This window comes from Caballeronia glebae (assembly GCF_001545035.1).
GTDB classification, from domain to species: domain Bacteria; phylum Pseudomonadota; class Gammaproteobacteria; order Burkholderiales; family Burkholderiaceae; genus Caballeronia; species Caballeronia glebae.
This window is the reverse complement of the sequence record NZ_FCOJ02000033.1, coordinates 40,282-54,312: the sequence shown is the minus strand read 5'-3', so window position 1 is coordinate 54,312 and position 14,031 is coordinate 40,282. Positions and strand designations below refer to the sequence as shown.

Sequence of the window (14,031 nt, the reverse complement as noted above, 5' to 3'; positions counted from 1 at the left end):
TTGAGTGGTAGGAGATCTTCCGCTCAGGAGAGATCGTGGACGTCGCCGTCTGGCTGCGCAGCCTCGGAATGGAACGGTACGAACTGGTGTTTCGCGAGAACGCCATCGACGCGGATGTGCTGCGCAATCTCACCGCCGACGATCTGAAGGAACTCGGCGTAGTTTCAGTCGGCCATCGGCGCAAACTGCTCGATGCGCTGGGCGAACTCCGGGCGAAGGCGGGACCACGGCAAGCCGCCGCGATCCCGGGCGAGACGCAAGCGGAACGGCGGCAGGTCGCCGTGATTTTCGCCGACCTGTGCGGCTTCACGCAGATGAGCCGAGAGATCGATCCGGAGGAAGTGCTCGCGGTGCTCGACCGATACTTCGAGCAAGTCGATCGCATCGTGGAGCAGCACGGAGGCCACGTCGACAAGCATGTCGGCGATTCCGTGATGGCGGTTTTCGGCGCGCCCGTCGCGCATGGAAACGATGTCGAACGCGCGGTGCGCGCCGCGCTCGCGATCGTCGATGCAATGCCCGACCTGTCACGCGCGCTCGCGCGCCCGGTCTGCGTGCATATCGGGATTGCGGGCGGCGAGGTCGTCGCGAGCGGCACAGGCAGCGCGACGCACAGGGAATACACCGTCACGGGCGAGACCGTCAACCTCGCCGCGCGTCTCACCGACGCGGCCGGCCCGGGGCAAATCCTGATATCGGAAGCGGTGCGGCGTCATCTGGCCGACCGCCTCGACTGCGCCGAACGCGGCGCGCTTGCCGTCAAGGGTTTCGCCGATCCGGTGCCGGCGTGGTGCATGACGGGCCTTCGCCGCTCGCCGTCTGGCCGACCCATCGTCGGCCGTCGTGAAGAACTTCGGGCGTTCCGCGCCGTGCTCCAGTCGTGCCGCGCGACGGGGCGCGGACGCACGGTTCTGCTGCGGGGCGAGGCGGGGATCGGCAAGACGCGCCTTCTCGGGGAACTCGAACGCGAGGCGCGCGATTCGGGATTTGTCTGCCACGGCGGGCTCGTCCTCGATTTCGGCGCGACGACCGGACGAGGCGCGATTCAATCCATCGTGCGCGGGCTGCTCGACCTCGACGACGCGAGCAATGACGGCGCCATCGAGCGAGCGATCGCCGCCGGTTCGATCGACGCCAGCGACGCGCTCTTTCTCGAAGATCTGCTCGACACGCCGATGCCGCTCGCGGACCGCACGGTCTACGAGGCGATGGACAACGCGATGCGCATCCGCGGCCGGCGCGAGGCTGTGGCCCGGCTCGTCCGTCGCGCGAGCCGCCAGCAAGCGCGGCTGCTTTCCGTCGAAGATCTTCACTGGTCGGACGCCCCGACGCTATCGGATCTCGCGGCGCTATCCGCGACGGCGGCGAATTGCGCGGTCGTGCTGGTGCTGACCGCGCGTCCCCTGACCGAAACGTTCGACGAGTCGTGGCACGCCGCTCGGGGCGCGCCGTGTACGCTCGTCGATCTGGCTCCGCTGAGCGTCGGCGAGGCCCGCGTCATGGCCGAATCGTTTCCCGGCGCAACGGCGGATCTGGCGGAGCGCTGCATCACGCGGGCGGCGGGCAACCCGCTGTTTCTCGAACAGTTGCTCAACCATGCGGAGCACGGCGCGGGAACCGGAGTGCCGGGGTCGGTGCGAAGTCTCGTGCAGGCGCGGCTCGACCGGCTCGATTCCGCCGACAAGACCGCTTTGCAGGCGGCCTCCGTGCTCGGCCAGCTCTTCGAGAAAGATGCAGTCGATTTTCTCGTCGATGAAGCCGGCGCGGACGCCGCGCTGGAATCTCCGGCCATGGATCGCCTGTTGCGACGCCAGGGGAGCGGATTCATCTTCCACCACGCGCTCATTCGCGACGCCATCTATGACGGGCTGCTGAAAAGCCGTCGCCGCGAGTTGCATCGTCGCGCTGCGTGCTGGTACGGCGAGCGTGATCCGGTTCTGCGAGCCGAGCATCTGGATCGCGCGGCGGACCGCGAAGCGGCGCTCGCTTATTGCGACGCGGCGCGCGCGCAGGCGTCGGCATATCGATACGAAGCGGCGCTTCGACTCGTCGAACGAGGACTTGAGATCGCGGATGCGGATGACGACCGCGTCGCGCTCGAATGTCTGCGCGGCCATATCCTGCACGATGTCGGCGACATGACGTCGGCGCTCGCGGCATTCGAAACGGCTCTCGGCTTCGCCACGACCGACACGGCGCGTTGCCACGCGTGGATCGGGCGCGCCACCGTGAAGCGCGTCATCGACGATCTCGATGGCGCCTGGGCGGACCTGAACCGCGCCGCATCGGCCGCCACCGCGCAAGGCTTGTTGCACGAGCAAGCGCGCACACACTTCCTGCGCGGCAATCTGTGTTTTCCGCGCGGCGATATCGAAGGCTGCGTGCGCGAACACGAACGCAGCCTCGCACTCGCGCAGCAAGCGGGCGACGCGGAACTCGAAGCGGCCGCGCTCGGCGGAATCGGCGACGCGCAATACATGCGCGGGCGGATGATCAGCGCGCACGACGCCTTCAGCCGCTGCATCGAACTCTGCCGGCGTCACGGCTTCGGACGGATCGAAGTCGCCAACCTGCCGATGCACGCCATCACGGCATGGTTCACCGGCGAGGCGAACGCGGGACTCACCGCGGCGCTCGCGAGCGTCGCGGCGGCGCGCAAGGTCGGCCATCTCCGGGCGCAAGCTGTCGCGCACCACGCCGCGTGGCATTGCCTGCACGATCTCGCCGAGTGGGATCGTGCCTGGGAGCAAGTCGGCCCGGCGCTGCAGTGTGCGCGCGAACTGAAATCGAGGCGATTCGAAGGCGAGGCGCTCGCGTTGCGCGCGGAATTGCATCGTGTGGCGGGCCGTCGGTCCGACGCGCTCGACGATATCGAAGAGGCGCTTTCGATCAGCCGGGAGACCGGCATGACGTATCTGGGCGCGGCGTATCTCGGCGTTCTTGCACGCTCGACGGACGACATCGCGGTCTTCGAGCGCGCGCTGGCGGAAGGGGAAGCTTTGCTCGGCGCTGGCGCGGTGAGCCACAATCACTTTCTCTTTCGACGCGACGCGATAGACGCGTGCCTCGACCGGCGCCTCTGGGACGCGGCCGCGCATCACGCCGCGGCCCTCGAAGATTACGCGCGCCGCGAGCCGTCGCCGTTTTCGGCATTCGTCGTGGCGCGGGCGCGCGCGCTCGTTTCGTATGGGAAAGGCAATCGGGAGCCGGCGTTGTTGCAAGCGCTTCTGCGACTTGAGCAAGAGGGCAGGAAGGCCGGTTTCCTGTACGCGCTCGAAGCCATCGATGACGCGCTTTCGAACCAGGCGAATCTTCCCCGATGAGGAAGGCGATCATGTCGAACGAGTGGACGCGTCGAGTCAAAGTATTCATTCAACGCTTCTGGCAGCCGACGAGCGCGTGCATGACGTGCATGCCCGGAAGCTGGGGCAATATAGCGAGCGTTGCGCACTGGACGATAGCGTTCAAGACCGGTCTTCTGACTGGATTGCTCGCTGTGCTTCTGACCTTCACGCCCGCCGCGAAGCTCTACGGAAACCGACACGGCAATGCTGCGCTCGTCGGCGTGCTGACCGCGATTGGCGATGTCTATGCGCATCCGGGACACTATCGTCCGCCTTACGTCGAGCACGTACTGACGGGCGTTGTCTCGGGGCTTTTGGCGCTGCTTGCTTCGTATCTTTTCGAAGACCGCGCGCGTCGCATCCGGGCGGTATGGAGGCGGGTCTTCGGGTAGTTATTCGTCGCCGATCTTTCTCACGCGACCAGGCGTAGCGGCCCGATAACATTGGCTACGAACCACTTACTGCGATACGAAGAGCGCCTTGAGCCGGTCACGATGATTCTTTCCGAAGCGGATGGTAGGTCGCGTCGGTGACTTCGATAAGACCGTTCACGGGTACTTCGGACTCGCGTGGTAGAGCAAGCATATTGAAGGATGCGACGTTGCCGTAAATGTTCTCCTGGATGCCGAAAAAATTATCCGGATTGAACAACGGCGGAATGTGCCACCAGAGCCGATAGTCCTGGCTCCATAGCCACTCGATCAAGGCCTGCGACTTATCGAGCCGGTCATTCTCCAGATACAGCACAGGGCGTGATGCGGCCAGAAGATCGACGGCCCCTTGTAGCGTCTCTAGTTCGAAGCCTTCTACGTCGATTTTTATAAGGCCAACCGGATGGTCCGCCAGTACGTCGTCCAGGCGAACGCAAGGTATCGCGATGTCCTGGTTAGCCGGGGTTGCATGCATGGATACGCCACCGAAGTTGCCCGGCGCGTGGTAGTCAGGGGAAGCAAAGTACACGGTCTCTGTGTTAGCCCCGCACGCCCATGGCCATGCACGTACATTGGAAATGCCGTTGAGCGCAAGATTGGCGCACAGGTTCTGAAAAATGAATGGTTGCGGCTCGAAAGCGAACATCTCGCGTTGTTGTTCCGCTGCTTGTCTGGCAAGTGCAACGGTATGCGTGCCGACATTGGCGCCTACTTCGACAACGGCGCCCGGGCGAAAAAACAACTGCCGCAGAAACTGCCCTTCGATTTCGCCATACTCGCCATATTCGAGTATTGCTTTGCCGAGATAGAAATCGCTGGGGTTAGCGAGCATCCACCCGTGCCTGGCGCGAACCAATGTATAGGGTTCGGCGACCTGCATAACCTGCTTTTTAGGTGTGCTATCAGTTGAAGAGTTCATGGCTGCATTCCTGCCTGATCTTGAATTAGAAATGATCGCGCGCTATGGATTCGATGAAGCGTCCGGGCTCATTGTCGCAACTTCTGCAATGATCCCGATCTCGCCAAATGGGGACATCGCTTTGGTCTGTCGGCCGGTTCGAAAAAGAGCGCTCGTTTTAATGGACACCCATTTTCACAAACTCTGCCCCGCCAGATATGGCGAAACATGGGTCCGTTCGATTAATTCTGCTCGTTGACGGTAGTGTACTAAACCCGGCGGCGGGGAAGGATGATCCGACGCCGACGCAGACTGAGCGTCGCCGGCGCGCATTACGCGCTGATCGGTCTGAAGCGCCTGATGGAAATCGTGCGCGACGGATGACGAAATTACGCGCGTCTCACGGACCGTCGTGTCAACCTCGAACCAGTATCTGGAAGCGATGCCGATCTCGACGGCGCATCTTACGGCGGGTCCTCGCCCGCCGCGCCGCGCGTCATGACGCCAGCTTGCGGACCAAGCGGCGCATGCCGTCGAAGATCGCTTCGGCGAGGTCCATCGGGAAGTCGCCTGGCAGCAGCGCGGCCACTTCGTCGATGACCTGTGGCGTGCGCGCGCCGATTTCATCGATCGCCGTCTCGACTTCGGCTGCGGCGAGACCGACGCGCCGCCCCTGCGCGATCCAGTGCCGGCGCTGGATTTCACCGATCAGATAGTGCACGTTCTTGCCGCGCACGGCCATCGCGAGCCTCACGCGTTGCGCGGCGAACTGGTTGCGTCCCCTGCCGATGACCGGATGCGCCGAAAGCACGTCATAAAGCGGCGTCGATTCATACTGGTTGCCGGGCAAATGCGCGATGCTGAAGTTCTTCGCGTGGCCATCGGTGGCGGCGAGCACCCAGAAGATCATCTGCGTCTGGAAGAAGCGGCGGCGGTCCTGCGCGGCGTGCGTCGATCCGGCGAGCACTTCCATGATTCGTTCGATGCCCGGACCGCCGTCCGACTCGTACTTGAGCAGCGCTGGCGTGCCGGTGGCCTGGCACATGTCCTCTTGCGGCAAGCGCAGGATCCACGACTTGTCGCTCGACAGTCGGCGATCGAAGCGCTCGACGACGAGCACCTTCTGATCGTCGAAACGTTCCATCTCGCATCGCGCGACGGGCAGGCCATATGCCGCGACGATCCGCGAGCAGAGCCATTCGTTCTCGACCGACGTGCGCATGTCGGCGCGCATGTTGCCGACGAGCCCGAGCGGGAGCTTGAAGATGTGCGTGGTCGGCGTGCTGCCTTCGGGCAGAAGCCAGCGCCTGCCATGACGCAGAAGCGCGGTCTTTTCCTGCGCGCCGGCGATGGACAGGCGCAGGTCGTCGATGGGTTCGTGCTGGCCGAGCTGCGGCGCGGACGTCGTCTCGCGCAAGAGACGCGCGATCTGCGATCGGGTGAGCGCGCGGCCCTTGATGCTATCGAGATCGAAGGGCTCTTCGCCGGGCGGCAGCATCTGAAGGGCGCCGACGCAATCGCGGCCCAACTGGGCGAGTAACTGGAACGGCGTGGTGCCGCCGGTGCGAAAACGTGTGGCGATGCGGCGGCGGATCGGCTCGCTGTCGGGCAGGAGATTGTCGAAGAAATCCGTGACGACTTGCCCGCGCCACGGCTGATTGCCCGGCGTGAAGGGCAGCGACAGCGATAGCGGACGGCCTTGGCGGTCGGCGATCCAGTCGTCGCGATAGACGAGGCGTTCGCCGGCCGCGCCGGTTTCCCAGTGGCCGACGGGCAGACCGTTCATCCACAGATCGAGTCGTCCGGATTGCGTGCGGCGCGCCATGATTACCAGTTCTCCCGTTTCTTCGCGGGTTTTTTCGCGGCGGCGGTCGTGGCGCGCTTGCGTGCGGGACGCGGCGCGGCTGGCGTGCCGGACTGACGCGATGCGCGGCGGGACCGCGCGGGGGTGGCTTTCGCGGCGATGGGCGGCGGGTCGCTCGGCGCGGCTTTGCCTGTTTTTGCGGAAGGAGCGGTTGCGGTTCGGGTGAGCGCGAGTTCCACGTCGAGCACGCGCAGGACCTTGAACAGACGCTCGACGCTCACGGCCGCGGGATTGGCTTCGAGTTGCGCGTAAGTTTGCTGTGTGACGCCGAGACGCGCCGCGACCAGCGCTTGCGTGAGCCCAGCCGCCTTGCGAAAGCCGAGCAGGATCGGCCTGAGCTGGCTCAGTGTTTTCAGCGAATAGTCCATCGCGCGCTCCTACAGGCTTTGATCTGTAAGTCGATTTTACAGCTTATTGGCTGTTTTGCACAAAAACAGTCGATAGACTGTAAATGGATGTCGGCGATTCGATGTAGCACTGCGCCGCTTACGGGATGTGGCCCGCCAAGTCGTTCAGCGCACGCGAGCGTTTAGATTGATGAATTGTCAGGTTAGCGTTGGTGAATGACTGAGATAAGTCTGCATTCGCTTAAATGCTATGCGATGCTTTTAGAAAAAGTTATATAGGTTGATTACTTTCAGTACGGCATAGGAAAGCGAAGCCGATGAATATTATTCGATGCGATTGCCAGAAAACGCGCATGCAATCGAACGCAAACGCGTTTCGTTGAACTGCAGTTCAATCGAATCCACGCGCGTTGACGGGCTGCGCGTCGGTCCGATACTTGCTCCCGCTACGGAGTGCCATCTGAATGCTTTCTCGAATCGCATACATGAAACGAGGTGTTCCGTCGATCGTCCGCCGGGCGTAATTTGCCCGCCGGCATGAGTCGTTCGGCGCGGGCCCGTGTATTGTTAAGAATGCATGTTGGAGACGAGATTCGCGAAATTTGCCTGAAGAGCCGCGCTCGAACGATCGCGCTTTTCGCCCGGCATAGCGAGGCAATGCGTCTGCCGATTCGGCCTTTGCTTCAACAGATGTGCTTTCCGAGGAAGGACATCATGTACTCCATGAGCGGTTTTTTTGTCGAAATCATTCCAGAACACGTGCCTGACGATGGCTGGACTGCAATCGCGCAGTTCTCGCGTCAATGCGACTACCGAAAGCACGACGACGTGCCAAAAGCGAGCTTCCCGACGAACGTGGCGTATGGAACACGAAGCGCCGCCGAGCGCGCCGCTACGCAATGGGCGCGCGAATTCATTACATCTTCGAGTGAAGTTCTGGAATCGTCTCTGCAGTTGGAAGAGGCCGCGCGAAAGGCGCATTGAAGGGGCGTTGTACGTTATTGCGGTCGTTTCTGTTCAAGCGAGGCAGGCCGTTCGGTCAGGCTCGTGGCCGTGTCCTTCGCGAGCGCGCCCGCATCGATGAACTGACGTCGGTATTCGGCCGGCGTCGCCTGCTTTGCAGCCTTGAACTGCCGGTTGAAATTGGCGACGTTCGCAAAGCCCGAGCGAGCAGCGATAACTGAAATGGGCAGGGAAGTGTCGCCCAGCATCCGGCACGCATGCCCGATGCGAACGCGAGCGATATATCGTCCGACGCTCTCGCCAATGTGCTGCACGAAATAACGCGTGAGCGTGCGTTCCGACAGGTTCGCCGCTGCACAGAGTTCCGAAATCCGCAGCGGTTCGGCAAAGCGCGCATCGATCATCGAGAGCACGCGGTTGATGCGCTCGGGCTCGTGACCCGATGGCCCCGCGTTCGTCTGATTGAAAGCGCTCGGCGACGCGAGCGGATGGCCGGGCGCGTCGGCGAGCGTGCACAGAATGTCGAGCGCCGCGCTCAGGCGTTCGCGCGGTGCGTTCGAGAGCAAGTGTTCGAGACGGCCGCGCATCCATTCTCCGGAAGGCGGCTCGAACGCCAGCCCGCATGCCGCTCTGCGCAAGAGCTTGCGAAGCGGCTCATATTCGCGGCAGCAATCCGCCATTCGCCTCGCCCAGTCGCCGTCGAACCAGATGACGATCGCGACTTGCGGCAAAGACGGCTCGATCGACCGGTTCGACGACCACGTATGCGGCAAATCCGGCGGCACGAGGACGAGATCCTCCGCCTGATAGTCGTTGACCGAGTCGCCGATGTAGCGCTTGCCGTGGCTGTTCATCGTCAGCGTCAGCTCGTACTCCGGATGGTGATGCCACTCGAACGGAATACGCGCGAGCCGCCGATGGTAAACCCGCACCGAAGAGTCCGCGCCGAACTCGACATGCTCGTAGGTTGGTTTCATGGCCGAAAGCGCAAATGAATTGCCTGAATAGTATCACCGTCGCTTGCGAACGCGTCATATGCTGTGCGCACACAATTTGACGTGGAGACGATCATGGCGCTGAAAATCGATGACTTGCCCGGCGCGATCCAAGAGGCAAAAAAGGCGCTACGCGCCGCGCTGCCGAATTACCGGGAAGTGTTCGCGGAGGTCGAACGATCGATCGGCGAAGAAGCGAAACGAATCGCCGCGCAGCGCGATCGGGGGGAGGACGTGATCCCGGAGATTCAGTTTGCCGACATCGCCGAACAACGCGTGAGCGCCCAGCAGATCGCGCTCGTCAAATCGCGCGGCGCGTGTGTGATCCGCCAAGTCTTTCCCCGTGCGCTGGTGCAGGGATGGGATGAAGATATCGCGCATTACGTCGAGCGAAATCATCTCGACAAGCGCCTCGAAAACCGCGCCGAGGACAAATACTTCGGCCAGTTGGCATCGAGCAAGCCGCAGATCTACGGCGTGTACTGGTCGAAACCTCAAGTGCTGGCGCGTCAGTCGGAATCGCTGACGGCGGCGCGCGTCTTCCTTAACCGGCTTTGGCGGAACGAGAGCGAAGGGCGCGTTCACTTCGACCCGGACCACGTGCCTGTTTATGCCGACCGTCTGCGTCGGCGGCCGCCCGGCTCGGCGTCGCTCGGTTTGTCGGCGCATTGCGACGGCGGTTCGGTCGAGCGCTGGATCGAAAGCAATTTCCGCAAGGTGTATCGACACGTGTTCGCCGGGAACTGGCGTGATTACGATGCGTTCGACGCCGCCTTCCGCCCCGACGTGGAAGAGATCGCGTCGCCCGCCGTGTGCTCGATGTTCCGCACGTTCCAGGGCTGGACCGCGTTGACGCCGCAAGGCCCCGGTGACGGCACCTTGCAACTCGTGCCCATCGCCAACGCGATGGTGTACATCCTGCTGCGCGCCCTTCAGGACGATGTCGCCGACGACGACCTGTGCGGCGCGATGCCGGGCCGCGCCCTTTCGATCAGGCCGGAGTTTCACGCGCCGTTGTTCGAGGCGCTATCGTCCATTCCGAAGATGGAGGCGGGCGACACCGTGTTCTGGCACAGCGACGTCATCCACGCGGTCGAAGACGAACACAAAGGTGCGGGTTACAGCAACGTGATGTACATCGCCTCCGCGCCCGCGTGCGCGAAAAACGATGCTTATCTGAAGCGTCAATTGCCGAGTTTCCTGAAGGGCGAAAGCCCGCCCGATTTCCCAGGCGATCACTTCGAAGTCGATTTCGAAGGCCGTGCGACGCTCGACGATCTCACGCCAATGGGCCGCGCGCAACTCGGCCTCGATCTGTAGTAGATAGGGACGCGCGCGAACGCGCCGCCTCATCCATAAATAAAAATCGGAGACAGCAATGAAACTAACAACGACGTGGGCCGCGGCAGCCGTCGCGATGTTCATCGCCGGTACGCACGTGGTATCGGCCGCCGAACAGATTTCGGTCCTGCACTGGTGGACGTCCGGCGGCGAATCGAAAGCCATTCGGGTGCTCAAGGACGATATGAGCAAACAGGGCTATGAGTGGAAGGACTTCGCTGTTGCAGGCGGCTCGGGCACGGCGGCCATGACGGCGCTCAAGACGCAGGTGATCTCCGGCAACGCGCCTTCCGCCGCGCAAATCAAGGGGCCATTGATTCAGGACTGGGCCGATCAGGGCGTGCTGGTCACGGTCGATCAGGCCGCGACCGACTGGAAAAGCCACACGCCCGCCCAGATCGACAATGCCATGAAGTCGGGCGGACACTATGTCGCCGCGCCTTTCTCGGTGCATCGGATCAACTGGTTGTGGATCAACAAAGCGGACCTCGACAAAGTGGGCGGCACGCCGCCGACGACATGGCCGGAGTTCTTCGCGCTCGCCGACAAGTTTCGCGCGGCAGGCATCACGCCCGTCGCGCATGGCGGCCAGCCGTGGCAGGACATGACCGTCTGGGAGACGGTTGTGCTGTCGCAGGGCACGGACTTCTACCGCAAAGCGCTCGTCGATCTCGATCAGAAGACGCTGACTTCGCCGCAGATGGTGCAGGTCTTCGAGACCATGCAAAAGATTCGGAGCTACTTCGACAAGGCTTATCACGGCCGCGACTGGAATCTCGCCACCGCGATGGTGATCTCCGGCTCGGGCGGCATGCAGTTCATGGGCGACTGGGCAAAAGGCGAGTTCGCGAATGCGAACAAGAAGGCGGACGTCGACTTCATCTGCGCGCCCGCGCCCGGCACGTCGAACGCCTACACGTACACCGCGGATGCATTCGTGTTCTTCCAGCAGAACGGCAAAAAGGACGCGACGCCCGGGCAGATCGCGATGGCGAAGACGATCATGTCCCGCGAATTTCAGGAGCAGTTCAGTCTCAACAAGGGCTCGATTCCCGTGAGACTGGACGTGTCGATGGACAAGTTCGATAGTTGTGCGAAGAAATCACGTGCGGACGAACAGGCGACGATAAAATCGGGCGGGTTCTTTCCTTCATTGGCTTTCGGTGAGCTTCAATCTCCAGTCACGGCCGGCGCGATCAGCGACGTCGTGACGAATTTCATGAACTCGAACGAGGACGCGAAAGAGGGCGTGCGCAAGCTCGCTGCCGCCGCGAAGGTCAAGTAAGCGGTCTGCATAACTCATTCAAAACAGGAGACGAACATGGACCCAGTAGCCAAGCGGAAATGGCCGCGTTCCGGGCTCGAAACGACTGTGATGGGCTTCGGCGCCGCGCCGATCGGCAACATCTTCAGGCCGATTAGCGAAGAGGATTCGGCCGCCCTGATCAAGGCCGCGTGGGATGCGGGCGTGCGCTATTTCGATACCGCGCCGATGTATGGTCACGGGTTGAGCGAGGCGCGCTGCGGACAGGGACTGCGATGGTATCCGCGCGATCAGTACGTGCTGTCCACCAAGGTCGGGCGGCTTCTCAAGCCGCGTAAGCGCGCCGAAATCGAGTTTGCGCCGTGGGTCGACGGATTGCCGTTCGAGACTGTCTTCGACTACAGCTACGATGGCGCGATGCGCTCGATCGAAGACAGTTTGCAGCGGCTGGCGCTGGAGCATATCGATATCGCGTTGATCCACGACATCGATGTCTTTACCCACGGAGCGCGTCAGCCCGAGGTGTTCGAGGCGGCAATGGCGGGCGCGTCGAAAGCGCTGCTGAAACTCCGCGACGAAGGTGTCGTGAAAGCGGTAGGGCTCGGTGTGAACGAGTGGCAGGTCGCGCACGAAGCCATTCGCAGGCAGGACTTCGATTGCCTGCTTCTGGCTGGTCGCTACACACTGCTCGAACAGGACGCACTCGACGGCTTTTTGCCGCTGTGCGAGGCGCAGCGGGTGTCGGTCATTCTCGGAGGCGGCTACAACAGCGGCATTCTCGCCACGGGTGCCGTGCCCGGTGCGAAATATAACTACGCGCCCGCGCCGGAGGCCGTTCTGGAACGTGTTCGCAAGATGGAGCAGGTATGTCGGGAATACTCGGTCCCGCTCAAGGCGGCAGCGCTGCAATTCGTGCTCGGGCATCCGGCCATCCCGACGAACATTCCGGGCGTGCGCACGGTTGCACAACTTGAAGATAACCTTCAAACCTTCCGGACCGTGATACCCACGGAATTCTGGGCTGAACTGAAGCGCCGGGAACTGATTCGAGAGGACGCGCCGACGCCTCGATAGGCAAGCACGGCGTCGACATCACCCGACGATGCGCTCGAACGCGGACGTATCGATGGGCGGGGTGACTACCGAGAGCCCGGGCACTGAGACATTACCTTGCTCGCGTATTTCGGTCCCAGCCGCAAGGCCGTCGTCGCCGCGCTCGATGTGTTCGAGCGCGAACCCGACGTGCCCGAGGCGCTCATGCGCGATCGCCGGTTCGTGCTCGCGCCGCATATCGGTTCGGGAACGGAAGAGACGCGTCGCGCGACGGCGGAAAACGTCGTCGATGCGTTGGCGAAGCATTTCGGCATCGAGGGGCCGCGCAATCCGACGGCCATTCGCGCGGAGCTTGAACGCGCCGGTTCGAACAGTCGACCTTTATCTATTGCCGATCACTGAAGCCGTCCCGAGCACTCTATCGTCCAGACGCTCATCGACGATGCCCGCCGGTTCCACATGCGCGGTGACGTCCGAAGCCTGAAACAGCCGCTGCACCGCTTTTTCCGCATCGTCGGCGATGGCGTGCCCTTCTGCGACGGTGAGATCGCCGTCCACTTCGAGATGGAACTCGACGAACACGCGATCGCCGCCATTTCGCGTGCGGATGTCGTGCAAGGCTTGCACGCCTTCGACTGCCGTCACGGCCGCCACGATGCGCTCGCGCTCGGGTTCGTCGAGTTCGCGGTCGAGCAGTTGAACGAGCGCGTCCGCCGCCATGCCGCGCGCGTTCCAGAGCATGTATAGCGAGATGCACAGCGCGCCGATTGCGTCGGCGCGCGACCAGTCGAGATAGTGATCGAGCAGAAGCGCGATGAGCACGGCAATATTCACGGCGATGTCTGTCGCATAGTGCGCGCGATCGGCGGCGATGGCGGTCGATCCCGTGCGCTTCACGACCCACGTCTGCATCGACACGAGGCCGATGGCGGCCAGCGTACTCACGATGATGACCCCGATCCCGAAGCCCGTTTGATTCAGCGGTTCGGGAATCACGATGCGCTGCGTCGCTTCGATGCCGAGTCCTATCGCCGCGCCCGCGAGCAAGAGGGCCTGCACGAACGCCGCGACCGCCTCGGCCTTGCCGTGGCCGTAGCGATGTCCCGCATCGACCGGGCGCGCGGCGTAGCGCACACCCATGAAGGTCACGGAGGACGCGACCACATCGACGAGGCCATCGGCGGCGGCGGTGAGCAGCGAAATCGATCCGGTCGCGAAGTAGGCCCAGACCTTCAACACGACCAGGACCAACGCAAACACCAGCGCGACAATCGACGCCATGTGACGAAGCGTCTCGTCAGTGTTCCCTCGTGACATCCTTAGCTCCTTTCAGCTTTTGTGCGCCATCATTTTGACGCATTCGCCGCAATCCTACGGACGAATCGAGAAGGCGCAATGTTAGCGGGAAGCGTTTCTGTCGATGAACGTGGAAATATCGTCGAGCGCGTGTATTCCGGGATTGGGCGATGCGTGCGTTTTTACACGAAAGCGCTTTTTCACCGCAGCGGTACATTGAGCCCGCGACACCTCC

Annotated in this window: 13 protein-coding genes; 8 read left to right on the top strand and 5 right to left on the bottom strand. The window is 62.7% G+C overall.

What is annotated here, in order from left to right:
* Nucleotides 1-35: 35 nt before the first annotated feature.
* A complete protein-coding gene (locus AWB82_RS21780) occupies nt 36-3,323 on the top strand; it encodes an adenylate/guanylate cyclase domain-containing protein (protein WP_086970908.1) in 3,288 nt (1,095 codons plus the stop codon).
* 11 nt (nt 3,324-3,334) lie between these two features.
* A complete protein-coding gene (locus tag AWB82_RS21775) occupies nt 3,335-3,736 on the top strand; it encodes a hypothetical protein (protein WP_086970958.1) in 402 nt (133 codons plus the stop codon).
* Between the two features lie 97 nt (nt 3,737-3,833).
* Here AWB82_RS21775 and AWB82_RS21770 read toward each other — a convergent pair whose 3' ends face one another.
* On the bottom strand, nt 3,834-4,694 hold the full coding sequence (locus AWB82_RS21770; protein WP_200818169.1) for an FkbM family methyltransferase: 861 nt from the start codon (nt 4,692-4,694) through the stop codon (nt 3,834-3,836).
* On the opposite strand from AWB82_RS21770, the gene AWB82_RS37230 reads away from it, so the two are divergent.
* The gene (locus AWB82_RS37230; RefSeq protein ID WP_143756804.1) at nt 4,693-4,932 is read left to right on the top strand and encodes a hypothetical protein; all 240 of its coding nucleotides are present in this window, start codon (nt 4,693-4,695) and stop codon (nt 4,930-4,932) included. The two genes, AWB82_RS21770 and AWB82_RS37230, sit on opposite strands and share 2 nt — an antisense overlap.
* 237 nt (nt 4,933-5,169) lie before the next feature.
* Here the strand turns inward: AWB82_RS37230 and AWB82_RS21765 are convergent, their stop codons facing one another.
* Both AWB82_RS21765 and AWB82_RS21760 read right to left on the bottom strand, forming a co-directional pair.
* On the bottom strand, nt 5,170-6,498 hold the full coding sequence (locus tag AWB82_RS21765; RefSeq protein WP_086970907.1) for a type II toxin-antitoxin system HipA family toxin: 1,329 nt from the start codon (nt 6,496-6,498) through the stop codon (nt 5,170-5,172).
* Nucleotides 6,499-6,500: 2 nt separating this feature from the next.
* Nucleotides 6,501-6,905 (bottom strand): helix-turn-helix transcriptional regulator, encoded by a 405-nt coding sequence (locus tag AWB82_RS21760; protein WP_086970906.1) that lies wholly within the window; start codon nt 6,903-6,905, stop codon nt 6,501-6,503.
* 474 nt (nt 6,906-7,379) lie between these two features.
* On the opposite strand from AWB82_RS21760, the gene AWB82_RS38430 reads away from it, so the two are divergent.
* Nucleotides 7,380-7,868, top strand: a complete 489-nt coding sequence (locus AWB82_RS38430; protein WP_235023392.1) for a hypothetical protein — start codon at nt 7,380-7,382, stop codon at nt 7,866-7,868.
* Between the two features lie 14 nt (nt 7,869-7,882).
* Here AWB82_RS38430 and AWB82_RS21750 read toward each other — a convergent pair whose 3' ends face one another.
* Nucleotides 7,883-8,824, bottom strand: coding sequence for a helix-turn-helix domain-containing protein (locus AWB82_RS21750; RefSeq protein ID WP_086970904.1), 942 nt, complete (start codon nt 8,822-8,824; stop codon nt 7,883-7,885).
* Nucleotides 8,825-8,917: 93 nt separating this feature from the next.
* On the opposite strand from AWB82_RS21750, the gene AWB82_RS21745 reads away from it, so the two are divergent.
* The 4 genes from AWB82_RS21745 to AWB82_RS38425 all read left to right on the top strand — a co-directional run bounded on the left by AWB82_RS21745 (nt 8,918) and on the right by AWB82_RS38425 (nt 12,902).
* Complete coding sequence (locus tag AWB82_RS21745) at nt 8,918-10,162, top strand: DUF1479 domain-containing protein (RefSeq protein ID WP_086970903.1); 1,245 nt, start codon at nt 8,918-8,920, stop codon at nt 10,160-10,162.
* Between the two features lie 97 nt (nt 10,163-10,259).
* Nucleotides 10,260-11,468 (top strand): ABC transporter substrate-binding protein, encoded by a 1,209-nt coding sequence (locus AWB82_RS21740; RefSeq protein WP_235023396.1) that lies wholly within the window; start codon nt 10,260-10,262, stop codon nt 11,466-11,468.
* A 36-nt stretch (nt 11,469-11,504) separates the two neighbouring features.
* Complete coding sequence (locus AWB82_RS21735) at nt 11,505-12,521, top strand: aldo/keto reductase (protein ID WP_086970899.1); 1,017 nt, start codon at nt 11,505-11,507, stop codon at nt 12,519-12,521.
* A 96-nt stretch (nt 12,522-12,617) separates the two neighbouring features.
* A complete protein-coding gene (locus AWB82_RS38425; RefSeq protein WP_086970897.1) occupies nt 12,618-12,902 on the top strand; it encodes a hypothetical protein in 285 nt (94 codons plus the stop codon).
* On the opposite strand, the gene AWB82_RS21725 is transcribed toward AWB82_RS38425, so the two are convergent.
* On the bottom strand, nt 12,882-13,817 hold the full coding sequence (locus AWB82_RS21725; protein WP_235023391.1) for a cation diffusion facilitator family transporter: 936 nt from the start codon (nt 13,815-13,817) through the stop codon (nt 12,882-12,884). The genes AWB82_RS38425 and AWB82_RS21725 overlap by 21 nt on opposite strands.
* Nucleotides 13,818-14,031 lie beyond the last annotated feature (214 nt).

Excerpts from the sequence above, each read along its gene's own strand:
- AWB82_RS21775 (WP_086970958.1), top strand. The coding sequence starts at position 3,335 with ATGTCGAACGAGTGGACGCGTCGAGTCAAAGTATTCATTCAACGCTTC.
- AWB82_RS37230 (WP_143756804.1), top strand. The coding sequence starts at position 4,693 with ATGGCTGCATTCCTGCCTGATCTTGAATTAGAAATGATCGCGCGCTAT.
- AWB82_RS21770 (WP_200818169.1), bottom strand. The coding sequence starts at position 4,694 with ATGAACTCTTCAACTGATAGCACACCTAAAAAGCAGGTTATGCAGGTC.
- AWB82_RS21765 (WP_086970907.1), bottom strand. The coding sequence starts at position 6,498 with ATGGCGCGCCGCACGCAATCCGGACGACTCGATCTGTGGATGAACGGT.
- AWB82_RS21760 (WP_086970906.1), bottom strand. The coding sequence starts at position 6,905 with ATGGACTATTCGCTGAAAACACTGAGCCAGCTCAGGCCGATCCTGCTC.
- AWB82_RS21750 (WP_086970904.1), bottom strand. The coding sequence starts at position 8,824 with ATGAAACCAACCTACGAGCATGTCGAGTTCGGCGCGGACTCTTCGGTG.
- AWB82_RS21745 (WP_086970903.1), top strand. The coding sequence starts at position 8,918 with ATGGCGCTGAAAATCGATGACTTGCCCGGCGCGATCCAAGAGGCAAAA.
- AWB82_RS21740 (WP_235023396.1), top strand. The coding sequence starts at position 10,260 with ATGTTCATCGCCGGTACGCACGTGGTATCGGCCGCCGAACAGATTTCG.
- AWB82_RS21735 (WP_086970899.1), top strand. The coding sequence starts at position 11,505 with ATGGACCCAGTAGCCAAGCGGAAATGGCCGCGTTCCGGGCTCGAAACG.
- AWB82_RS21725 (WP_235023391.1), bottom strand. The coding sequence starts at position 13,817 with ATGTCACGAGGGAACACTGACGAGACGCTTCGTCACATGGCGTCGATT.